20 protein-coding genes are annotated in these 22,186 nt (G+C 71.6%); 8 read left to right on the top strand and 12 right to left on the bottom strand.

Translation table 11 applies throughout. From position 1 onward, the window contains the following. The first annotated feature begins 1 nt into the window (after nucleotide 1). The 4 genes from KE274_RS02135 (at nucleotide 2) to KE274_RS02120 (ending at nucleotide 3,910) form a co-directional block, all read left to right on the top strand. Nucleotides 2-676, top strand: coding sequence for an NUDIX hydrolase (locus tag KE274_RS02135; RefSeq protein ID WP_211540747.1), 675 nt, complete (start codon nucleotides 2-4; stop codon nucleotides 674-676). Nucleotides 677-732: 56 nt separating this feature from the next. Continuing rightward, the gene (purD, locus tag KE274_RS02130; protein WP_211540745.1) at nucleotides 733-2,010 is read left to right on the top strand and encodes a phosphoribosylamine--glycine ligase; all 1,278 of its coding nucleotides are present in this window, start codon (nucleotides 733-735) and stop codon (nucleotides 2,008-2,010) included. A 119-nt stretch (nucleotides 2,011-2,129) separates the two neighbouring features. After that, the gene (locus KE274_RS02125) at nucleotides 2,130-2,609 is read left to right on the top strand and encodes a winged helix-turn-helix transcriptional regulator (protein ID WP_211540743.1); all 480 of its coding nucleotides are present in this window, start codon (nucleotides 2,130-2,132) and stop codon (nucleotides 2,607-2,609) included. Then, on the top strand, nucleotides 2,606-3,910 hold the full coding sequence (locus KE274_RS02120) for an MFS transporter (protein ID WP_211540741.1): 1,305 nt from the start codon (nucleotides 2,606-2,608) through the stop codon (nucleotides 3,908-3,910). The genes KE274_RS02125 and KE274_RS02120 overlap by 4 nt, the downstream gene beginning before the upstream one ends. 55 nt (nucleotides 3,911-3,965) lie before the next feature. Here KE274_RS02120 and KE274_RS02115 read toward each other — a convergent pair whose 3' ends face one another. Together KE274_RS02115 and KE274_RS02110 are read right to left on the bottom strand one after the other, a co-directional pair. Further along, nucleotides 3,966-4,694, bottom strand: a complete 729-nt coding sequence (locus tag KE274_RS02115; protein ID WP_211540738.1) for an amino acid ABC transporter ATP-binding protein — start codon at nucleotides 4,692-4,694, stop codon at nucleotides 3,966-3,968. Continuing rightward, entirely contained in the window at nucleotides 4,691-6,163 is a 1,473-nt protein-coding gene (locus KE274_RS02110; RefSeq protein WP_211540736.1) for an amino acid ABC transporter substrate-binding protein/permease, read from the bottom strand. Before KE274_RS02110 ends, KE274_RS02115 begins: the two co-directional genes overlap by 4 nt. Before the next feature lie 189 nt (nucleotides 6,164-6,352). On the opposite strand from KE274_RS02110, the gene KE274_RS02105 reads away from it, so the two are divergent. Next, a complete protein-coding gene (locus KE274_RS02105) occupies nucleotides 6,353-6,658 on the top strand; it encodes a hypothetical protein (protein WP_211540734.1) in 306 nt (101 codons plus the stop codon). 10 nt (nucleotides 6,659-6,668) lie between these two features. On the opposite strand, the gene KE274_RS02100 is transcribed toward KE274_RS02105, so the two are convergent. The 5 genes from KE274_RS02100 to KE274_RS02080 all read right to left on the bottom strand — a co-directional run bounded on the left by KE274_RS02100 (nucleotide 6,669) and on the right by KE274_RS02080 (nucleotide 12,012). Continuing rightward, the gene (locus tag KE274_RS02100) at nucleotides 6,669-7,754 is read right to left on the bottom strand and encodes an ABC transporter ATP-binding protein (protein WP_211540732.1); all 1,086 of its coding nucleotides are present in this window, start codon (nucleotides 7,752-7,754) and stop codon (nucleotides 6,669-6,671) included. Nucleotides 7,755-7,756: 2 nt separating this feature from the next. Further along, nucleotides 7,757-8,650, bottom strand: coding sequence for a carbohydrate ABC transporter permease (locus KE274_RS02095; protein WP_211540730.1), 894 nt, complete (start codon nucleotides 8,648-8,650; stop codon nucleotides 7,757-7,759). Then, nucleotides 8,643-9,569, bottom strand: coding sequence for a carbohydrate ABC transporter permease (locus KE274_RS02090; RefSeq protein WP_211540728.1), 927 nt, complete (start codon nucleotides 9,567-9,569; stop codon nucleotides 8,643-8,645). The genes KE274_RS02095 and KE274_RS02090 overlap by 8 nt, the downstream gene beginning before the upstream one ends. 10 nt (nucleotides 9,570-9,579) lie before the next feature. Beyond that, the gene (locus tag KE274_RS02085) at nucleotides 9,580-10,908 is read right to left on the bottom strand and encodes an ABC transporter substrate-binding protein (RefSeq protein WP_211540726.1); all 1,329 of its coding nucleotides are present in this window, start codon (nucleotides 10,906-10,908) and stop codon (nucleotides 9,580-9,582) included. A gap of 75 nt (nucleotides 10,909-10,983) precedes the next feature. Next, the gene (locus KE274_RS02080) at nucleotides 10,984-12,012 is read right to left on the bottom strand and encodes a Gfo/Idh/MocA family protein (protein WP_211540724.1); all 1,029 of its coding nucleotides are present in this window, start codon (nucleotides 12,010-12,012) and stop codon (nucleotides 10,984-10,986) included. Nucleotides 12,013-12,145: 133 nt separating this feature from the next. On the opposite strand from KE274_RS02080, the gene KE274_RS02075 reads away from it, so the two are divergent. Next, complete coding sequence (locus tag KE274_RS02075; protein WP_211540722.1) at nucleotides 12,146-13,363, top strand: ROK family transcriptional regulator; 1,218 nt, start codon at nucleotides 12,146-12,148, stop codon at nucleotides 13,361-13,363. 69 nt (nucleotides 13,364-13,432) lie between these two features. Here the strand turns inward: KE274_RS02075 and KE274_RS02070 are convergent, their stop codons facing one another. Next, nucleotides 13,433-14,980 (bottom strand): DHA2 family efflux MFS transporter permease subunit, encoded by a 1,548-nt coding sequence (locus KE274_RS02070; RefSeq protein ID WP_211540720.1) that lies wholly within the window; start codon nucleotides 14,978-14,980, stop codon nucleotides 13,433-13,435. Beyond that, the gene (locus tag KE274_RS02065) at nucleotides 14,977-15,603 is read right to left on the bottom strand and encodes a PadR family transcriptional regulator (RefSeq protein WP_211540718.1); all 627 of its coding nucleotides are present in this window, start codon (nucleotides 15,601-15,603) and stop codon (nucleotides 14,977-14,979) included. The genes KE274_RS02070 and KE274_RS02065 overlap by 4 nt, the downstream gene beginning before the upstream one ends. A gap of 122 nt (nucleotides 15,604-15,725) precedes the next feature. Between KE274_RS02065 and KE274_RS02060 the strand changes: the two genes are divergently transcribed. Together KE274_RS02060 and KE274_RS02055 are read left to right on the top strand one after the other, a co-directional pair. Continuing rightward, nucleotides 15,726-16,601 (top strand): phosphoribosylaminoimidazolesuccinocarboxamide synthase, encoded by an 876-nt coding sequence (locus tag KE274_RS02060; RefSeq protein ID WP_211540716.1) that lies wholly within the window; start codon nucleotides 15,726-15,728, stop codon nucleotides 16,599-16,601. A gap of 100 nt (nucleotides 16,602-16,701) precedes the next feature. Then, nucleotides 16,702-18,057: a uracil-xanthine permease family protein gene (locus KE274_RS02055; protein WP_211540714.1), complete on the top strand. Its 1,356-nt coding sequence runs from the start codon at nucleotides 16,702-16,704 to the stop codon at nucleotides 18,055-18,057. Between the two features lie 50 nt (nucleotides 18,058-18,107). On the opposite strand, the gene KE274_RS02050 is transcribed toward KE274_RS02055, so the two are convergent. From KE274_RS02050 to KE274_RS02040, 3 genes are read right to left on the bottom strand one after another with little or no spacing between them, the layout of a single operon-like run. After that, complete coding sequence (locus tag KE274_RS02050; RefSeq protein ID WP_211540711.1) at nucleotides 18,108-19,826, bottom strand: acetyl/propionyl/methylcrotonyl-CoA carboxylase subunit alpha; 1,719 nt, start codon at nucleotides 19,824-19,826, stop codon at nucleotides 18,108-18,110. Further along, the gene (locus KE274_RS02045; protein WP_211540709.1) at nucleotides 19,823-21,385 is read right to left on the bottom strand and encodes an urea amidolyase family protein; all 1,563 of its coding nucleotides are present in this window, start codon (nucleotides 21,383-21,385) and stop codon (nucleotides 19,823-19,825) included. The genes KE274_RS02050 and KE274_RS02045 overlap by 4 nt, the downstream gene beginning before the upstream one ends. Continuing rightward, complete coding sequence (locus tag KE274_RS02040; protein WP_211540708.1) at nucleotides 21,385-22,185, bottom strand: putative hydro-lyase; 801 nt, start codon at nucleotides 22,183-22,185, stop codon at nucleotides 21,385-21,387. Before KE274_RS02040 ends, KE274_RS02045 begins: the two co-directional genes overlap by 1 nt. Nucleotide 22,186: the final 1 nt, after the last annotated feature.

Here is a 22,186-nt window from a genome sequence, read left to right as displayed (position 1 = left end):
TATGAGCATGCACCCCCAGGGCGCGCGCGCCGAGCTGCTCGCTGCCGCCACGGACCACTCCTGGGGCGTGCCGATCCCGCCGCTCGCCGACCCGCGCAGCGCGCACGACGCCGCGGTGCTGATCCTGTTCGGCGTGCTCGACCACGTTCCCGCCGCCACGCCGGACGCGGCCGTGGCCCGTGACCTCGACGTGCTGCTGCAGCGCCGGGCGCCCACGCTGTCGTCCCACCCCGGCCAGGTGTCGTTCCCCGGGGGGCGCGTCGAGCCGTCCGACGCCGATGCCGTGGCCACGGCACTGCGTGAGGCCGAGGAGGAGACGGGACTCGACCCCGCGGGCGTCGAGGTGCTGTCCACGCTGCCGGTGATCCCGCTCGCCGCGAGCAACCACCTCGTCACGCCCGTGCTGGCGTGGTGGCGGTCGCCGTCGCGGGTGGTCGCGGTGGACCACGCCGAGACGGTCGAGGTGTTCCGCGTGCCGGTGGCCCAGCTGCTCGACCCGGCGACCCGGTTCACGTCGACCCTCACGCGCCTCGGCCGCACGTTCCGCGGCCCCGCGTTCGACGTGGACGGCACGATCGTGTGGGGGTTCACGGCGATGGTGCTGGACGCCCTGTTCGACGCGACCGGGTGGACCGTGCCGTGGGACGCGAGCGTCGAGCGTCCGATCGAGCTCTGAGGCGCACGGCCGTCCGCGGCCGAAACCCGGGCGACGGGCCTCGGTAGGCTGGACGGGTGAAGATCCTCGTCCTCGGTTCCGGTGCCCGTGAGCACGCGATCATCCTCGCCCTCCGTGCGGAGGAGGTGGAGCACGAGATCGTCGTCGCCCCGGGCAACGCCGGCATCGCGCAGGACGCCACGCCCGTGTCGCTCGACCCGCTCGACGGCGCCGCGGTCACCGCGTTCGCGAACGAGCACGCGATCGACCTCGTCGTGATCGGCCCGGAGGCTCCGCTGGTCGCGGGCGTCGCGGACGAGCTGCGCGAGCGCGGCATCCCCGTGTTCGGTCCGGGGAAGGCCGCGGCGCAGCTGGAGGGCTCGAAGTCGTTCGCCAAGCGGGTCATGGACGCCGCGGGTGTGCCGACCGGTCGGGCCGTGCGCGCCGCGACCGCTGCCGAGGTCGAGGCCGCGTTCGACTCCCTGGGCGCGCCGTACGTGGTCAAGGCCGACGGGCTCGCCGCGGGCAAGGGCGTGATCGTGACGGACGACCGCGCCGAAGCCCTCGCCCACGCCCAGCAGTACCTCCCGGCCGGACCCGTGCTCGTGGAGGAGTTCCTCTCCGGCCCCGAGGTGTCGCTGTTCTTCCTGAGCGACGGTGACACCGTGCGCGCCCTCAGCCCGGCGCAGGACTTCAAGCGCGCGTTCGACGGCGACGCCGGTCCCAACACGGGCGGCATGGGCGCGTACTCCCCGCTGCCGTGGCTCGCGGAGCAGTTCGGCAGCGAGCAGGCCTTCGTGGCGGAGGTCACGCGCGATGTGGCACTGCCCGTGGTGCGGCAGCTCGACGCGGAGGGCACCCCGTTCATCGGGCTGCTGTACGCCGGGCTCATCCTCACCCCGAACGGCGTGCGCGTCATCGAGTTCAACGCGCGCTTCGGCGACCCGGAGACGCAGGTCGTGCTCCCGCGGCTGTCGACCCCGCTGTCGCAGCTGCTGTTCGCCGCCGCCTCGGGCACGCTCGAGGACCAGCCGGAGCCGGTGTTCCGCGACGACGCCGCCATCACGGTGGTGCTCGCGAGCGAGGGCTACCCGGAGGCGCCGCAGACCGGGCGCCCGATCGGGGGTCTGGCCGACGCGGCCGGGGTCGAGGGGGTGCGCCTGGTGCACGCGGCGACCGCCAGCCCGGACGCCCCCGGCGGTTCGCTGATCGCCACGGGCGGGCGCGTGCTGAACGTGGTGGCGGTGGCGCCGGACTTCCGGACGGCCCGTGACCGCGCGTACGACGCGATCGGGCGCATCCGCCTGGACGGCTCGCACTACCGCCGCGACATCGCCGCCCGCGTCGCCGAGTAACCCTGCCCGGCGGGGCTTCGCCGCCGCCGTCGTGCGATCCCGGTCGAATCCGGCGACGATTCCTGCCATAGTGCCCGCCGCGTCTTGACGTCGTGAACTTTCTTCACGAAAGTGACGGCATGCCTCTCCGTTCCGACTGGTCGTCCGCGACCTGCCCGATCGCCCGCTCGGCCGATGTCCTCGCCGACCCCTGGGTCCTGCTCCTGCTGCGCGAGCTGTTCTCCGGCCGCACCCGCTTCGACGAACTGCGCACCGCCACGGGTGCCGCCGACTCGGTGCTGTCGCGCCGCCTCGCCGCGATGCACGACGCCGGGCTGCTGACCCGCGAAGACCCCGCCGACGCCCGCAGCGGCTACCGCCTGACCGACGCCGGACGCGAGACCCTGCCGATCCTCCACGCCTACGCGCGCTTCAGCCGCACGACCGACCCGGACGGGCCGTGGGGCCTCGAGGTCTCGTGCGCGCGCTGCGGCGAGACCGCCACGTCGGTGGACTGGTGCGCCCGCTGCACCGCCCCGCTCGACGCCGACAGCACCCGCTGGGCGCGCCGCAGCATGGGCGGCGAACCCTTCGCCCTGCACACCGGGCGCGCCGCATGACCGCCGAATCCGTCGACGAGCCGGTGCAGGACCCTCCCGTCGTCCGCCGCCGCCTGCACCCCGCGTGGACCGTCGCGTTCGTCGCGCTCATCGCCCTGATCGGTGCCGCCGGATTCCGGGCAGCCCCCGGCGTGCTCATGGTGCCGCTCGAGGAGGAATTCGGCTGGAGCACGGCGGAGCTGTCGCTCGCGGTCTCGGTGAACCTGCTGCTGTACGGCCTGATCGCCCCATTCGCCGCCGCGCTCATGCAGCGCTTCGGCATCCGCGCGGTCACGGTCGTCGCCCTGTTCGTGATCGGAGCGGGCGCGGCGCTGAGCGTGCTCGTGGCCACGCCGGGGCAGCTCATCCTCACGTGGGGCGTGCTGATCGGCCTGGGTACCGGGTCGATGGCGCTCGTGTTCGCCGCGACCATCACCGACACCTGGTTCGCCACGCGCCGCGGACTCGTGTCCGGCGTGCTCACCGCGGGCAGTGCCACGGGGCAGCTCATCTTCCTGCCCGTGATCGCCGCCGCCGCGGAGGACATCGGCTGGCGCGGGGCCTCGCTCATCATCGCGGGCGGCGCGCTGGCGGTCGCCCCGCTGGTGTGGATCTTCGTGCGCAACCGCCCGAGCGACCTCGGCGTCGGACGATACGGCGAGCCCGCGCCCACCACCCCTCCGGCGCCCGTGCCCCGCGGCAACGCGTGGGGTGCCGCGAAGCTCGCGCTCGGAACGCTCCGCGACGCCGCCCGCACCAAGACCTTCTGGGCTCTCGCGATCGGCTTCGCGATCTGCGGCGCCACCACCAACGGCCTCATCGGCACGCACTTCATCCCCAGCGCCCACGACCACGGCATGCCCACCACCACGGCCGCGGGACTCCTGGCCGTTGTCGGGATCTTCGACATCGTCGGCACCGTGTTCTCCGGCTGGCTGACCGACCGCGTCAACCCGCGCATCCTGCTCGCGGCGTACTACGCGCTGCGCGGGGTGAGCCTGCTGTTCCTGCCCAGCCTGCTGTCGGCCGAGGTGCAGCCCAGCATCATCGTGTTCATCGTGATCTACGGCCTCGACTGGGTCGCCACGGTGCCACCCACGATCGCCCTGTGCCGCGAGGTGTTCGGCGACCGCGGCCCGCTGGTGTTCGGCTGGGTGTTCGCGGCGCACCAGATCGGCGCGGGCATCGCCTCGATCCTCGCCGGGCTCGTGCGCGACCACACCGGGCAGTACACGGTCGCGTGGTTCGCCGCCGCCGGGCTGTGCGCGGTCGCGGCCCTGGTGAGCGCGACCATCCGTCGTCACCCCGCGCCGGTGGGCTGACCGGACGCGCGAAGGCCCGCCACCGGACACCGGGGCGGGCCTTCGCGGACAGCGCTCAGAGCACCTTCGACAGGAAGTCCTGGAGCCGCTCGTTCTTGGGGGCGCCGAACAGCTCGGCGGGCGGAGCCTGCTCCACCACGACACCGCCGTCCATGAACACCGTGCGATCGGACACCTCGCGCGCGAAGCCCATCTCGTGGGTCACCAGCACCATAGTCATGCCACCCTCGGCCAGGTCGCGGATCACCTGCAGCACCTCGCCGACCATCTCTGGGTCGAGGGCGCTGGTGGCCTCGTCGAACAGCATGATCTCGGGGTCCATCGCGAGGGCGCGTGCGATGGCCACGCGCTGCTTCTGCCCGCCCGACAGCGACGCGGGCTTGGCGTCGGCCTTCTCCGACAACCCCACGCGCTCGAGCAGCGTGAGCGCGCGGTCCTTCGCCTCCGCCTTGGTCATGCGGCCGAGCTCGACCGGTGCCAGGGTGATGTTCTCCAGCACGGTCATGTGCGGGAACAGGTTGAAGTGCTGGAAGACCATGCCGATGCGCTGGCGCACCTCATCGAGCTTGACGCTCTTGTCGGTGAGGTCGACGCCGTCGATCACGACGTGGCCCGAGGTGGGCTCCTCCAGCTTGTTGAGGCACCGCAGCAGCGTGGACTTGCCCGAGCCGGACGGACCGATCACCGCGACGACCTCGCCGTCGTCGACCGTGAGGTCGATGCCCTTGAGGACCTCGTTGTCGCCGAACGACTTGTGCAGGTTCCTGACGTCGATCTTGCTCATGCGTTGAGCGTCCTCTCCAGGCGGTTCGCGAGCAGCGTCAGCAGCGTGATCACGACGAAGTAGATGATGGCGACGATGGTGAGCACCTGCGCCGACAGGTAGGTGGAGGCGATGATCTGGCGCGACACGAACGTGAGCTCGGCCAGGCCGATCACGCTGATCAGCGACGTGTCCTTGAGCGTGATGATGCCCTGGTTCACGAACGACGGGATCATGATGCGGAACGCCTGCGGCAGCACGACCTTCTGCATGGTCTTCCAGTGACCGAGGCCGAGCGAACGCGAGGCCTCCGCCTGACCGGGGTCGACCGCCTGGATGCCGCCGCGGATGATCTCGGTCATGTACGCGCCGGTGTTCAGCGACAGCGTGATGGCACCGGCCACGAACGGGTTGAACGTGAGGTCGGGGATCAGCTGCGGGATCGCGAAGAACACGAAGAACGCCTGGATCAGGATCGGGGTGCCGCGGAACACGTAGACGTACGCGGTCGCGATCCAGCGGAACGGGGCGATGCGGGAGATGCGTCCGAAGCCGAAGATGATGCCGAGGATGAACGCCGCCACGATCGCGACGATGGTCGCGAGGATCGTGAGCCACAGGCCCTCCATCAGCGCCGGCCAGTACTTCACGGCCACCGAGATGATGTCGGCGGGCTGCGCCGCGGTCTCGTCGCCCGCGAGATAGCGGTCGACGATCTCGTCGTACTCGCCGGAGTCCTTGAGGTTCGCCAGGCCCGCGTTGAACATCTCCAGCAGCTCGGTGTTCTGCCCCTTGTTCACCGCGAAGCCGTACTCGCCGCCGAGCGCCGGCTCGCCGATCAGCCGGAAGCCGGAGCCCTGCTGGATGCCGTAGGCGAGGACGGGGAAGTCCTCGAAGTAGCCGACGGCCTGTCCGGCCTTCACGGCGTCGACCATGTCGGTCGTGTCCTGGTACGGCGTGATGCGGAAGCCGTACTTCTCCTGGTTCTCCTCGGCGAAGCTCTGCCCCTGCGTGCCGGTCTTGACCGCGACGGTCTTGCCGTCGAGGTCGTCGAGCGACTGGATGTCGCTGGACTCGAGCACGCCCAGCTGCACGCCGCTGGTGAAGTACGGGTCGCTGAAGTCGAACGTGGCCTTGCGCTCGTCGGTGATCGACATGCCGGCCATGACCGCGTCGACCTGGTTCGACTGGAGCGCCTGCACGGCGGCGTCGAACCCGAGCTGGCGGATCTCGACCTCGAAGCCCTGATCCTTCGCGATCGCGCGCAGCAGGTCCATGTCGATGCCGACGAGCTTGCCGTCGGCGTCGGTGAACTCGAACGGCGCGAAGGTCGTGTCGGTGCCGATGACGTAGGTCTCGCCCTCGGCCGCAGCGGGCGCGGCACCGGCCAGGAGAGCGCCGGCGGCGACGAGCGCGGCGAGCGCGGAGGCGGTCGCCGTGCGGGCGAAGCGGCGCAGACGGCTCGCCGCGGAGGATGGATTTCGGCTCACGGTCGTGGGCTCCTCGGGGATCTGGGGGGACGACCCGGCGGCCGCCGACCATCCACCCTAACCCTGGGAGACCGGTGTGCCGGAACGCGCCAGTGTGCGGAACCGCGTAATGAACGGGGCTTCCCGTCGTCTCATCCGTAGGGCACGCGGGGGCAGACGCCCGTCCAGACACCACGATCGGAGGGACCGATGCGCGCCGTCGCGCACACCAGCTTCCATACGCCAGCCGCGACCGACTCCGTGCTCGACGCCGTCCGGCGGATCGCCGAGCGGCAGCGTCGCGCCGAATGGCGCATCCTCGACGACCGCCGCGTGGTCTTCACGACCCGCGGCACCGCGTTCAGCGGTCCGCGCACCGTGCACGTGGCCGCGGCCGCGCTCCCGACCGGCTCCGACGTGCGGATCGCGCTCGAGGAACCGGCCGGTGGCCACGCGCGGCGGGTGCGCGGCGCCGCCGACCGCCTCAGCGCCCGCCTCCAGCTGGCGCTGCGCTGAGGCAGCGGGGTCAGGCAGCGGCGAGGCGCTGCCCGGTCTCGGGGTCGAAGCAGTGCAGCCGCGCACGGGTGAGGTCGACCACCACGGCGTCGCCCACGTCGTAGGAGCCGAAGCCGGGCACCCGCACGAGGAACTCCACATCGCCCATCGTGAGGTGCACGTCGGACACGTTGCCCAGCGGCTCCACCGCGACGACGGTGCCGTGCGGCTGCTCGCCGGCCAGCGGCCGCCGCAGGTCGCACTCCTCCGGGCGCAGCCCCACGCGGATCTCGTCCGGCACCACGCCGGACTCGACGCCGAACGCGGTGCCAGGGAGCACGTGGCGACCGCGCTCCCCTCTCATCGCGGTGAACAGGTTCATGCGCGGCTTGCCGACGAACGACGCCACGAACTCGGTCGCCGGCTCGTGGTACACCTCGTACGGGCTGCCGTACTGCTCCAGCCGCCCTCGGCTCATCACCGCGATCCGGTCGGAGAGGGTCATGGCCTCCTCCTGGTCGTGGGTCACGTACACGCTGGTCGCGCCGAGCTCGCGGTGCAGCACCTTCAGCTCGCTGCGGGTCTGATCGCGCAGCAGGGCGTCGAGGTTCGACAGCGGCTCATCGAACAGGAACACGGCGGGGCGCCGCGCGATGGCCCTGGCGAGCGCGACCCGCTGCCGCTGCCCGCCCGACAGGCTCTTGGGCTTCACGTCGAGCACGTGGCCGATGTCGAGCCGGCGTGCCGCGTCCACCACGCGACGGTCGATCTCGTCCTTGGCGACCTTGCGCATCCGCAACCCGAACGCGATGTTCTCGTACACGCTCATGTGCGGGTACAGCGCGTAGTCCTGGAACACGAACGCCAGGTCGCGCTTGTCGGGGTCGAGGTCGTCGACCCGCCGACCGTCGATGAGGATCTCGCCGCCGGAGATGTCCTCCAGCCCCGCGATCATGTTGAGGGTCGTGGTCTTGCCGCAGCCGGACGGGCCGAGCAGCGACACGAAATGCCCGTCCTCGATCACGTAGCTGAGGTCGGAGACGGCCTTGCGGGCCTCGTGTCCGCGCTTCGGGCGTCCGTACGACTTCTCGACGCCCACCAGTTCGATCTGTGCCATGGTCAGCCTTTCACCGCACCCTCGGTCATGCCGCGGATGATCCATTTCTGTGCCACGAGGGTGAGGATCAGGACCGGGACGGCCGTGATCACTCCCGCCGTCGCGGCGGACGTGTAGTCCATCGCGAACAGCCCCTGGAACGCCGCGGTCTTCACCGGCAGAGTCACGGCGTTGTTCGACGTCAGCACCTTCGCGAGGAAGAAGTCGCTCCAGCTGGTGATGAACGCCAGGATCGCTGTGGCCGCCATGCCGGGGGCGGCGAGCGGGAACGCGATCCGGTACATGATCTGGAAGCGGTTGCACCCGTCGATGCGAGCGGCGCGCTCCAGGCTGGGCGGGATGTCCTCGAAGAACCCGACCAGCATCCAGATCACGAGCGGCAGGATGAACGCCGTGTAGGTCGCGATCAGCCCGAGCAGCTGGTCGTACAGGCCGACCGAGCGCAGCAGGATGAACAGCGGCACCGCGAGCACGATCACCGGGATCGCCTGCACGGTCATCATGCTCAGCAGCAGCGGCTGCCGCCCGCGGAACTTGAACCGGGCGATGGCGTACGCGCACGCCGCACCCACCGTCATGCAGATGATCGTCGTCGACAGCCCCACGATCGCGGAGTTCGCCATCGGGGTGAGGAAGCTGCCGTCGGACAGCAGCCGGACGTATGCGTCGACCGTGAGCAGCGACGGCGACAGGTCGGGGGTCTGCCCCTGCAGCGCGCTCGACGGATACACGCTGAACACGAACATCCACAGGAACGGTGCGAGGAAGAACGCCATCACCAGCACGAGCAGGATCGCGCACACGACCGCGGTGAGCCGACGCCGTCCGCGACGCGACACCCGGCGCCCGCGCGGGCGGTCCGTGGTGACGAGGGCGGTGGTGGTCAGGTCAGGCATGCGCCTCTCCCCTCTTCCGACGGAACCCGCCGAACAGCAGGATCCAGAACACGGCGACCACGAGCACCAGGATCATGATCCCCACCGCCATCGCCGAGCCGTAGCCGCGGTCCAGGTTGCTGAAGTTGACCAGGTACGCGAGGAAGTTGATCGTGGTGGTGCCCTCTGCCGGGCCGCCGGAGCCGCCCGTGAGCACGTAGATGGTGTCGAACACCTTCAGCGACCACATCGACTGCACGATCAGCGCGAACATCAGGGCGCCGCGCATGTTCGGCAGGGTGATGCGCCAGAAGGCCCGCCACGGCCCCGCGCCGTCGATCGCCGCCGCCCGGTACAGGTTCGACGGGATGCCCTGCAGCGCCGCGAGCATCAGCAGACACAGGAAGGGCAGCAGCTTCCACATCTCCGCGAACACCAGGATGTTCATGGCGAGCGCCGGATCGGACAGCCACTGCACGTTCTCCTCCGTCAGACCGAGCCCGCGCAGGATCGTGTTGGCGATGCCGGTGCTGCCGTCGAAGATCAGCTTCCACATGATGCCGTTGACCACCGGGGGCACCGCCCACGGCACGAGCAGCAGCACCCTGGCGAGCGTGCGCCCGCGGAACTCCCGGTTCAGCAGCACCGCGATCGCCACGGCCAGCGCGACCCCGCCGATCACGGTGATCACGGAGAAGTACGCCGTGCGCTCCATCGCCCGGTGCACCGCGGGGTCGGTCAGCAGCTGCCCGTAGTTCTCCAGCCCGATGAAGGGGTGCTCGAGCCCGAGCTTGTCGTTCCACTGGTGGAACGACATGAACACCGCATAGCCCATCGGGTAGCCGAGGAGCATCGCGATGATGAGCACCGCCGGCGCGATCAGCATGAGGCCGAAACGCAGATCCCGCCGGCGGCTCCTCTCCAGGAGGTTCACGCCCATTCCGGTCGCCCTACTTCAGGTACTTCTTCACGAGGTCCTCCGCGGTCTTCTGCGCCGACTCCAGCGCCTCCTTCGGGGAGGTCGTGCCGTTCATGGCATTGACGAGCTGCACGGAGAGCGCCTGGTCGAGCTCGTTCGACCAGGGGGTGCCGTAGCGCTTGGTCACGTACTCGGTGGACTGCTCGTAGGTGGACAGGATGGGCAGCGCTTCGCGGGCGGCGGGTTCGGCGAGCACGGACTGCGACACGGGGAACCAGCCCTCCTTCTCCACGATGTCGGACTGCACCTTCCCGGTCGTGACGAACTGGAGCCACGCGAGCGCCGCCTCCTTGTTCTTCGAGAAGCGGCTGATCGCGAAGCCCTCCGAGCCGTCGATCGACGCCGAGCGCACCGACATGCCGGGCAGCAGGCCGTTGCCGACCGTCGCGGCCGTGGTCGCGGCGCCGTCGGCCGTGGCGACCGCGTACTGGAACGGCCAGTTGAACACCATGCCGGTGCGGCCGCGCGCGAACAGGTCGGCGAGGTCGGAGGCGTTGGTGATCTGCAGCGACGACGGGTCCATCACCTTGTGCACCTGCAGCAGCTCGACCATCCGGGTGAGCGCCTCGACGCCCGCGTCGCTCGCGAACGTGGGGTTGTAGTCGGCGTCGTAGAACTCGCCCCCGTTCAGCAGCAGCGCCCGCAGGAAGTTCTGGTAGGCGCCGGCGGGGTTACCCATGTCGCACGCATAGCCGTACTGTCCGCCGCCGGTGAGGGCCTTGGCTGCCTCGACGAAGTCGTCCCAGCTCGCCGGGCCCGTCTCGGGGTCGAGGCCGGCGCCCGCGAACAGGTCCTTGTTCCAGAACATGGTCTGGGTGCTGACGAACTTGGGCAGGCCGTACACCTTGCCGCGCCACGACACCGCGTCGAGCGCGGGCTGGATGAGGTCGTCCGGCACGGCGGAGGCGTCGAGCTCTTCCAGCCATCCGGCCTGGCCGAACTCGGCCGACCATCCGGCCCACGTCATCACGACGTCGAACGACGAGTCCTGCGCCGCGAACATCGTGGCCATCTTGTCGTGCAGGTCGTTGAAGTTGCCCTGCTGGTAGGTCACGACCTTGATGCCGGTCTGCTTCTCGAACTCGGCGATCGCCCAGTCCTTGAAGATGCTGTTGGTGTTGTCGTCGAGGATGCTGATCTGGCCGGAGGGCTTGCCCGAGCCGGCCGTGAGCGGTCCGGTGCTCTGCTGCTGTCCACCGGGCGTGCAGCCGGCGAGGGCGATGGCGCCGAAGGCCAGTCCGCCGAGCTGGAAGACCTGACGCCGGGAGAGGCCCCGGCTCATCGACGGTGATGCGTTCATTTCCTTGCTCCTTCGTGAAGTTCCGGACGGGTGTCGCGTGTTTTCGGGTATCGCGGTGGTGCAGGTGAAGCGGAGTCAGACGGAGATGGAGACGACGTCGCCGGTCTCGAGCGCGGTGTGCACCGCCTCGATCGCGGCGGTGATCAGGAGGCCGTCGTGGGCGTCCGGCACGTCGACGGGTTCGCCGCGCACGAGCCGGACGAAGTCGCCGACCATATCGATCGGCACGCCGTGGATGCGGCCGGCGCGCTCGTGCACGGCGGACTGCACGAGCTGCCCGCGCTGCGCGTCGTACGCGATCACGCCGTCGTCGGCGCCGTCGATGTGCACGACGTGGCCGGCGGACTGGATCTCGTACCGGAAGTCGAACACCGAGGGCATGGACTCGGGCAGCACCCACGAGGAGTTGAGGGCGACGTGCGAGCCGTCGGCCATGGTGAACACGGCGTTGACGCGGTCCCACGTGTCGATGCCGGCGTCGGCGAGGCGGTCCCGCGCGCCGACCGCATAGACCGAGACGGGGTGCGTGCGGCCGATCCAGCACGCGAGGTCGAGCGAGTGCGGCATGAGGAACCAGGCGGGGGAGCTCTTCGACGACCACGACAGCATCTCGGTCGGCACGAAGATCGTGTCGTTGAGGTTGATGATCTGAGCGCTGATCCGGGGGTCGCCGTCGGCTGCAAGGCGGTCGCGCACGGAGGAGTACCGCACGTTCCACCGGTTCTCGAAGCCGACCATGACCCGGACTCCCGCGGCGTCGGCGGCGTCGAGGATGGCCCTGGCGTCGTCGACGTCCGTCGCGAGCGGCTTCTCGATCATCAGGTCGAGGCCGGCACCGGCGCACAGCACGGCGGCGTCGCGGTGCGCGAAGTCGGGCGTGGCGATCACGACGCCGTCGAGGTCGGGGTGGGCGGCCAGCAGCTCTTCCGTGCGGGCGTAGCCGGGGACGCCGAGCTGCTCGACCATGGTGGACAGCACAGCGGGGCTGCGGTCGCAGATCGCGACGAGCTCGGCGTCGGGGTTCTCCTGCAGCGCCCTGGCGAACATGCCGCCGCGGATGCCCCCGCCGATGACTCCGACTCGTGCCGACCTGCTGTGGTTCACTGCCTACCCCACTTCTTCATGGATGCCCGCGCGCCGCGAGGTATGTATGACACTAAACCAAACATTCTTCCTTGTAAACTGATCCGCAGACGGAGCCATCGCCGCACCCGTCGCGACCGGAAAGGCAGGTGCCATGGCACCGTCAGGCAAACCGCACGCCGACCTGGTGTTCTCCGACCAGACCTCGCGTCGTCCGCTCATCACCACGAGCGCGATCGGAGCCGCCAACCGACGCCGCGTGCTGGAGACCCTGCACCGCCTCGGCCCCTCCAGCCGCGCGCAGCTGGCGCGCTCGCTCGGCGTGAACCGCGCCACGATCGCCACGATCCTGCAGCCGCTGCTCGACTCCGCCACGCTCGTCGAGGGCGAACCCGTCGCACCGTCCGAAGCCGGCGGCAAACCGGCCAGGCCGCTATGGTTCCGCAGCGACGGCCCGTGGCTCGGCGCCGTGCACCTCTCCCCCGACTTCGTCGTGGCCGCCCGCATCGCGTTCGACGGCACCATCCACGAGATGCACCATGCCGCCTATCGCCGCGACGCCTCCACCGAGGAGATCACCGCCTGCCTCCACCAGGTGACCGACGGGTGCTTCGCGGGCGAGCAGCTCGTCGGCATCGGGGTCGCCGCGGCCGGCATGGTCGACACGAGCACGGGCAGCGTCATCTCCATGCACCTCACGCCGGGGCTCAACGGCCTTCCCGTGGTCGCGCTGCTGGAGAAGCGCTTCGGCGCCACCACCCTCGTCGACCACCACCCCCGCGTGCAGGCGCTGGGCGACCGGTGGTTCGGGCTCGGCCGTGAGATCCAGGACTTCGCGTCGGTGTACACGGGCGAGGCGCTCGGCTTCGGCATCGTGCACGGCGGCGAGGTTCTCCGCGGAGAGAACGGCGCGGGCGGCGAGTCGGGCCACACGATCGTGCAGCTCGACGGCGATGAGTGCCGGTGCGGGCGGCGGGGCTGCTGGGAGACGGTCGCCACGCTGGGGTGGCTGCGCGACCGGGCGGCAGCGGCCGGGCTTCCGCACGCCGACACCCTCGACTCGCGCAGCCTCTCGGCCCTCGCGGCGGACGGCTCGGCAGACGCGGCCGCCCTGCTGGACCTCTACGCGCGCAACCTCGCGATCGGCATCGCCAACAACGAGCAGATCCTCGCGCCGGGGCACTACATCATGCACGGCGACGCCTGCACGGGCGGCGACGCCCTGCGCACGGCCCTGCAGGCCTGGGTCACGCGCCTCGCGCCGGAGCGCGGACAGCCCCCGACGGTGTTCTTCGCGGACGACCCGGATCAGATCACGCTGCTCGGAGGTGCCGGTCTCGTGCTGTCGTCGGTCTTCAGCACGCAGGCCTGAGCGCACCGCCACGGGTGCCCCGGCCGGGGCTGTGGAGGGAGCGCGGACTCCGCCCTCCCTCCACCCCGCTCACGCGGGAGGTGCCGGAGCCGCGGCCGCCGGAGCCTCGGCGTCGGTGCGGTCGTAGCGACCGAGGAACAGCGCGGCCACGAGCGCCACGACGATCACGGCCGCGGGCAGAAGGAGCGCCTGCGCCATGCCGGCCGCGAACCCCTCCGCCACCTGCGGCGGCAGCGACCCGCCCCCGCTGATGCCCGCCGGGGCGTCCGACAGTCCTGGCAGGTTCGCCTCGAGGCGCGACTGCATGAACGCCGCGATCGACGCCGAGCCGATCACGGAACCGATCGTCCTGGTCGTGTTGTAGATGCCCGCGCCCGCGCCGGCCTGCCGCGGCGGCAGCTTGCGCGTGGCGGTCGTCGCGAGCGGACCCCACATGCCCGCGTTGCCGATTCCCATCAGGGCCGAGGGCAGCAGGAACATCAGGATCGGGGTGTCCATCGTGGTCAGGGCCGAGTACCAGAGCAGCGCTCCGCCCACGCACAGCAGGCCGGGGATGAGGATCACCCGCGGGTCGACGCGGTCGAGGATCTTGCCGGCCACCGGGGCGAGCACACCGGACAGCACCGCCATCGGGATCAGCAGCATCGCGGCCTCGGTGGGCGTGAGTCCGCGCGCCGTCTGCAGGAAGAACATCATCGGCAGCGACATGCTCGTGACCGTGAAGCCCACCGCGGCGATCGCCACGTTCGCGCCGGAGAAGTTGCGGTCGCGGAACAGCCCGAGCGGCACCAGCGGTTCACTGCGCGTCCGTGCCTGCTGCACGATGAACAGCGCCAGCACCACGACGCCCGCGATGATCAGGCTCCACACCGAGATCGGCCCCCAGATCACGCCCCAGTCGAACTTCTCGCCCTCCTGCAAGCCGAACACGATCAGGAACAGCGCCACCGCGCTGAGCACGACCCCGACGAGGTCGAAGCGGTGCGGGTGCGTCTTCAGGCGCGGCACCAGCATCCACGCGAGCACGAACGCCACCACGCCCACCGGCAGGTTGACGAAGAAGATCCACTCCCAGCCGAGGCCGTCGACCAGGAGGCCGCCCGCGAGCGGACCGACGAGCGTGGCGACACCCGCCGTCGCGCCCCACAGCCCCATGGCGGCGCCGCGGCGCTCGGGCGGGAACGTGCGGGTGATCACGGCCATCGTCTGCGGGGTCATGAAGGCCGCACCGAGCCCCTGCACCGCGCGCGCCGCGATCAGGCCCTCGAGCGTGGTCGACAGACCGCACCACAGCGAGGCGAGCGTGAACACGGCCAGGCCGATCAGGTAGATGTTCTTCGGGCCGAAGCGGTCGCCGAGGCGTCCGGTGATCAGCAGGGGCACCGCGTAGGCGAGCAGGTAGGCGCTCGTGACCCACACGACGTTGTCGAGATTGTTGGTCTGCGGGTCGAGGGCGGCTTTGATGGCCGGGTTCGCGACCGACACGATCGTGGTGTCGACGAGGATCATGAAGAAGCCGATGACGAGCGCCCACAGCGCGGGCCACGGGCTCTTCGGGGCGTGACCGGCGGCGAAGGGGCCGGTCTGCGGCCCTGCGGCCTGGCGGGATTCGGTCATTGCTGTGCAGCCTTTCGCTGAGCGAGGTAGCGGTCGGTGTCGTGGAAGGCGTCGGGACCCCACGAGAGGTCGTCGCCGTCGAGCCGGGTGAGGAGGGAGTCGAGCCAGCGCAGCTCCGCGGCGAGCAGCGCCTCCTGGCGCTCGATCTCGACGAGGACCTGGGCGGGAACGCCCTTCCGGCGAGCCTTGTGCAGCCCGTCGCGGTGCAGCGTGTGCGAGTCGGTGAGGGCCGTGCGACGCTCGTGCAGCAGCGCGATCACGTCGTCGCGGTCGAGATTGTGGGCTTCCGCGAGTGCGACGCGGGCGTCGGTCTCGCGGTCGATGCGCGGCAGCTCGCGGCGCACCCACGCGAGCACGGCATCCCGGCCCTGGTCGGTGAGGGTGTAGGTCGTGCGCTCCGGCCGGTTGCCGTCACGGTCGATGCCGACCTCGTCGAGCAGTCCCGCCTTCTGGAGCCGCGCGACCGTGTGGTACAGCGTGCCGTTCGTGACGGCGATCAGCCGGTCGTCGTGGCGGGCGCGCAGCAGGCGCACCATCTCGTAGGGGTGCATGTCGCCCTCGCGCAGCAGCGCGAGCACCATCACGCCCAGCGGGGTGAGGGTGTCGACGGGGTCCTTCTTCATCAGTGCTCCACCTCGATTAGTCCACGTGGACTATACGCCTCCCGCGGGCCTCCCGGCAACCGCCCGGGGCCCCGAGCCGACCGGCCGCACGAGCCTCCGCGCGGGACCGGGATAATGGGCGGGTGAGCACACCTTCCGACGGCACGGCCCAGACCATCCCCGGGTGGCGACACCTGTACTCCGGCAAGGTCCGCGACCTGTACGCCTCCGAGGACCCCGCCGACACGCGCATCCTCGTCGTCGCCTCCGACCGGGTCAGCGCGTTCGACGTGGTGCTGTCCCCCGGCATCACCGACAAGGGCGCCCTGCTCACCCGGCTGAGCCGCTGGTGGTTCGCCCAGCTCGACGTGCCCAACCACCTGGCCCCCGGCGAACTGCCCGCGGAGGTGGCCGACCGCGCCATGCTCGCGCAGTCGCTCGAGATGCTGCCGATCGAGTGCGTCGTGCGCGGCTACATCACCGGATCCGGGTGGGCCGAGTACCAGGAGCACGGCACGGTGTGCGGCATCGCGCTGCCGGAGGGCCTGCACAACGGCGACCGGCTGCCCGAGCCGCTGTTCACCCCCGCCTACAAGGCGCCGATGGGCGAGCACGACGAGAACATCACCTTCGACCGCGTGGTCGAGCTGGTCGGGGCCGAGCGTGCCGCCGAACTGCGCGACGCCTCCCTCGCGATCTACACCCGCGCCGCCGCGATCGCCGAGGAGAAGGGCCTGATCCTCGCCGACACCAAGTTCGAATTCGGCACCGACGCCGACGGCACGCTGCGCCTGGCCGACGAGGTGCTCACGAGCGACTCCTCGCGCTACTGGGACGCCGAGGCGTGGCGCACCGGCACCACTCCGGCCGAGCGCATGGCCAGCTTCGACAAGCAGATCGTGCGCGACTGGCTCGCCGCGAACTGGGACAAGCAGGGCGAGCCGCCCGTGCTGCCCGACGACGTCGTCGCCCGCACCACCGCGCGCTACCGCGAGCTGATCGAGCGTCTGGGCGCCTGAGCGCCCCTCGGCGGCGTGACGCCGGCCGCTCAGGGAACACTCAGGAATCGGTAGTGTTGCTCCAGCACTCCCGCCATCCCCCGAACCCTGAGGAGCCCGCATGGCCCTGTGGAAGCTGCACGGAAACGGCCGCACGGTCGAGCCCGGCGCCGTCGTCCGTCCCGACGAGCGACTGAGCTGGTCCGCGACCGTCGCGATCGGCCTCCAGCACGTCGTCGCGATGTTCGGTGCCACGTTCCTGGTGCCGACGCTGACGGGCTTCCCCGTCTCGACCACGCTGCTGTTCAGCGGCCTCGGCACCCTGATCTTCCTGCTCATCACGAAGAACCAGCTGCCCAGCTATCTCGGCTCGTCGTTCGCGTTCATCGCCCCCATCACGGCGGCCGTCGCCGCGGGCGGCACGGGTTCCGCGCTCGCGGGCGTCGTCGCGGTGGGCGTGCTGCTCGCCGTGGTCGGGCTCGTGGTGCAGTTCGCGGGGCTCCGCTGGGTCGACGCCCTCATGCCGCCGGTGGTCGCCGGGGCGATCGTGGCGCTGATCGGCTTCAACCTCGCGCCCACCGCGTGGAGCAACTTCCAGCTCGACCCGGTGACCGCCACCATCACCCTCGTCGCGATCATCCTGTTCGCGGTGCTGTTCCGCGGCTTCCTCGGCCGCATCTCGATCTTCCTCGGCGTCGCGGTCGGCTTCGTCTGGGCCGCGTTCACCGGCTCGTTCGACGTGCCCAACGCGCTCCGCGGCGGCAAGACCCCGGCCGAGCTGATCGCCGAGGCGCCGTGGATCGGACTGCCCCACTTCCAGCTGCCGGACTTCGTCGAGCCGGGCACCTGGTCCACGATCGCCATGTTCCTCCCGGTCGTGCTCGTGCTGATCGCGGAGAACGTCGGCCACGTGCGCGGCGTCGCGACCATGACCGAGGACCCGTCGATCAACAAGCACACCGGCCGCGCACTGATCGCCGACGGTGTGGCCACCACGATCGCCGGTGGCTTCGGCGGCTCGGGCACCACCACGTACGGCGAGAACATCGGCGTCATGGCCGCGACCCGCGTGTACTCGACCGCCGTCTACTGGGTGGCGGGCATGTTCGCGATCCTGCTCGCGTTCTCCCCCAAGGTCGGCGAGGTGTTCAACTCGATCCCCGCGGGCGTGCTGGGCGGTGCGACCACGGCCCTGTACGGCCTGATCGGCATCATCGGCATCAAGATCTGGGTGGACAGCCGCGTGGACTTCTCCCGCCCGGTCAACCAGTACACGGCCGCGGTGTCGCTCGTGATCGGCATCGCCGGCTTCTCGATGCAGCTGGGCGACTTCGCGTTCGGCGGCATCGTGCTCGGCACGGTCGCCGCGCTGCTGATCTACCACCTGGGCAACCTGATCGCCCGCGCCCGCAAGACCGGCGCCGACGACCCCAAGCCCCTCGAGCCGGTCGGCCCGCTCGGCGGCGACCCCGCCTGACCCGGCGTCGGGTGCGGGACGGTTCGCCCTCCCGCACCCGGGACGCGGCGTCAGGCGATCGTCGCGATCACGGCGTCCGGCGCGAGGCTCGCGCCGGTCTCGGCGCGCGGGGTCAGGGCGCCGGAGCGGTGCGCGGTGACCGTGGTCTCCATCTTCATCGCGTCGAGCACCGCGACCGGATCGCCCTCCGCGACCTCGGCGCCCGCCTCGACCAGCCACCGCACGAGCGTGCCCGGTGCGGGCGCCCGCAGTTCGGACGCGTCCACCGCGGGCTCCGGCTGCGCCTCGGCTCCCGCGGCCGCCCGCCCGAGACCCGCCAGCAGCTCCGCGGGCAGCCCGAGCACGACGCGGCGCCCGTCCACCTCTACGGGGAACCGTCGCAGCCCGCCCTCGGCCGCGGGGGCCGGACGGGGCTGCAGGTCGAGCGTGGGCAGCAGCACCGACTCGATCCACTGCGTGTGCACCGCGAAGGTGTCGGTCGCGAACGCGGGGTCGTCGATCGCGCGGAGGTCGAACGGCACCACGGTCGCCGGGCCGTCTACCCCGAGCTCGCGCAGCGCCCGACGCGCCCGCACGAGCGCGGCCTCGCGGGAGTCCGCGTGCACGATGAGCTTCGCCATCAGCGAGTCGAACGCGGGCTGCACCACGTCGCCCGCCTCGACACCGCCGTCCCACCGCACGCCGGGCCCGCCGGGGAGGCGCAGCGCCTCGACCCGTCCGGGACTGGGCAGGAACCCGCGGCCGGGGTCCTCCGCGTTGATGCGGAACTCGAACGCGTGACCCGACGGCTCCGGGGTCTCGGTGAACGAGGGGCCGTCGCCGAACGCGATGCGGAACTGCTCGCGCACGAGGTCGGTGCCCGTGACCTCCTCCGTCACCGGGTGCTCGACCTGCAGGCGCGTGTTGACCTCGAGGAACGAGATCGTGCCGTCGGCCGCGAGCAGGAACTCGACCGTGCCCGCGCCGCGGTACTGCACCTCGGCGCAGATCGCCCGCGCCGCCTCGTGGAACCGCGACCGCTGTTCCGGCGTGAGCCCGGGGGCCGGCGCCTCCTCGATGAGCTTCTGGTTGCGGCGCTGCATCGAGCAGTCGCGGTCGCCCACCACGACCACGCCGCCGCGGCCGTCGCCCAGCACCTGCACCTCGATATGCCGCGGGCTCTCCAGGAACCGCTCCACGAAGCACTCGCCGCGACCGAACGCCGCCACGGCCTCTCGCGTCGCGGCCTCGAACGCCGCCGCCACCTCGGACAGCTCCCGCACCACCTTGAGACCGCGGCCGCCCCCGCCGAACGCGGCCTTGATGGCGATCGGCAGCCCGTGTTCCTCGGCGAAGGCCACGGCCTCCTCCGGCCCCGACAGCGGCTCGTCCGTACCGGCGGCGAGCGGTGCGCCGACCCGCTGGGCGATGCGCCGCGCGGTCATCTTGTCCCCCAGCGCGTCGATGCTCTCGGGCGACGGACCGATCCACACCAGTCCCGCGCCCTCCACCGCCCGCGCGAACGCCGCGCTCTCGGAGAGGAAGCCGTAGCCGGGGTGTACGGCCTCGGCCCCCGTGCGGCGGGCGGCGTCGAGCAGCGCCTCCACGGACAGGTATGTGGAGGCCGCGGTGTCGCCGCCGAGCGCCACGGCCTCGTCGGCGAGCCGCACGTGCAGAGCGTCCGCGTCCTGGTCGGCGTACACCGCGACCGAGGTGTGGCCGGCCTCGGTGCACGCGCGGATCACGCGCACCGCGATCTCTCCGCGATTGGCGATCAGCACGCGGGTCATGGGGTCTCCTTCACGGTGAAGCGCAGCAGCACGCCGGGGGCCAGCTGCGCGGCGAGGTCGAGGCTGCGGTCGGTGAGCGCGCCGATGATGGGGTAGCCGCCCGTCAGCGGGTGGTCGGGGAGGAACAGCACGGGCTGACCGTCGGGCGGCACCTGGATCGCGCCGGTCACGGCCCCCTCGCTGGGCAGCTCGCCGCCCACCGCGCGCTCCAGCGGCACGTCGCCGTGCAACCGGATGCCGACGCGGTCGGAGCGCGGGGTCACCGTCCACTGCTGCCCGGTGAGCGCCGCGACCCCGGCGGCCGTGAACCAGTCGTCGCGCGGGCCGAGCGTGATCTCCAGCTCCACCACCTCGCCAGGGGCCGGGAGGTCGCGCGGCACGGGCACCGGGTCGACCGAGGTCACCGGAGCCCTACCGATCGCCACGACATCGCCCGCCACGAGCGGTCGCGGCCCGAGCCCGGCGAGCGTGTCGCTGGCGCGGCTGTCGAGCGCCGGGGCGACGTCGAACCCGCCCCGGACGGCGATCACCGCACGCAGCCCGCGCTCGGGGTGACCGAGGGTCAGCTCGTCCCCGTCGACCGTGGCGAACGGTGCACCGTGCCCGAGGTCGCGCGTCACGCCGTCGGCGTCCGTGAGGGTGAGGGCACCGGTCGCTCCGGCCACCGCGGCCACGCCCGCGCCGCGGAAGCGCAGCACCGCGCCGCCCACGCTCTCCAGCACGGCCGCCGCGGAGGGGTTGCCGACCGCGCGGTTGGCGTCGCGCATGGCCACCCGGTCCGCGACCCCGGAGGCCGAGACGCCCAGGGCGGCGTAGCCGGGGCGGCCCTGGTCCTGCACCAGCAGCTGCAGCGACGAGCGCACGACCTCCACCGCGGGGGCGTCGTCGGCGAGCGCGACCGTGCGGGTCTCTTCCGCGGTCGGAGAGCCCTCGGCCGCCGCGGTGACGGCCTCGCGCGCGGCCCGCACGAACCGCACCAGCCGCCCGGGGGCGAGGAGGGCGGGCGGGTCCCGGTCGATGTCCCACATGGCCAGGTCCGTGCGGCCGATCAGCTGCCAGCCGCCGGGGCTCTCGCGCGGGTATACGCCGCTGAACGCTCCGGCGAGCGCGACCGATCCCGCGGGCACGCGCGTGCGCGGAGAGGAGCGGCGCGGCACGTCGAACAGCGCGTCGCCGCTCACCGCGTAGCCGAACCCCGGCGCGAAACCCGAGAACGCGACGCGCCACTCGGCCGCGATATGACGCGCCACCAGCTCGTCCGCCGACACCCCGAGCAGGGCCGCCGTCTCGTCGAGGTCTTCCCCGTCGTAGCGCACCGGCACCGTGACCTCGCCCGCGTCCGGCAGTGCGGTCGCGGCGACCTCGGTCGCGGCGAGCACCTCGGCGAGCGCGGCCGCCGTGGTGCGCAGCGGGTCGAACCGCACCAGCACCGTGCGCGCCCCGGGGATGCGCTCGACCACGCCGGGCACGCCGTCCCACGCGAGGTTCAGGCGCATGGCCTGTTCGAGGTCGTCCGCCTCGACCAGCAGCGCGGTGTCGGAGGCCGTGAGGATGCGCATCAGACCCGGTACTCCGCATCCGGCACGTCGGTCACGAACATGTAGCCAGGGGCGTGGGTCACCGCGAACGGCGGCTTCGACGCCATGATTGCCGCCTGGGGGGTCACGCCGCACGCCCAGAACACGGGCACCTCGCCGTCCCGCACCTCGGGGGCGTCGCCGAAGTCCGGGGTCATCAGGTCGGCGATGCCGAGCGAGCCGGGGTCGCCGATGTGCACGGGGGCACCGTGCACGGCGGGCGTGCGACCGGAGATCTGCACGGCGTCGGCCACGCGGTCGGCGGGGATGGGCCGCATCGACACGACCATCTCACCGCGCAGTCGTCCGGCGGGCGTGCAGTCCACGGCCGTGCGGTACATCGGCACGTTCCGGCCGAGTTCCTGGTGGCGGATCGGGATGCCCGCCTCGACCAGCCCGGTCTCGAACGTGAAGCTGCACCCGATCAGGAACGCCACGAGGTCGGGCTGCTCGGCCCACGCCGCTGTCGCGTCGGTGGTCTCCTCCACCAGCTCGCCGTCGCGCCAGATGCGGTAGCGGCCGATGTCGGTGCGGATGTCGCTGCCCGGCGCGAGCCGCGACTCGACCTCGCCCTGCTCGATGACCTCCAGCACGGGGCACGGTTTGGGGTTGCGCTGCGCGTACAGCAGCGTCTCGAACGCCCAGTCGGCGGGCACGGCGATCAGGTTCGCCTGCGTCAGCCCGGGGGCCACGCCGCTCGTGGGGGCGGAGTGTCCCGCCCGGTGCGCGGCGCGGGCGGCGCGGGCGGCGGCGAGCTGATCGGGGGTGGCGAGCACGGGCATG

The organism is Microbacterium paraoxydans (genome assembly GCF_018224615.1).
GTDB lineage: Bacteria > Actinomycetota > Actinomycetes > Actinomycetales > Microbacteriaceae > Microbacterium > Microbacterium paraoxydans_B.
The sequence above is the reverse complement of the archived record's forward strand: the minus strand, read 5'-3'. Positions and strand labels throughout refer to the sequence as shown.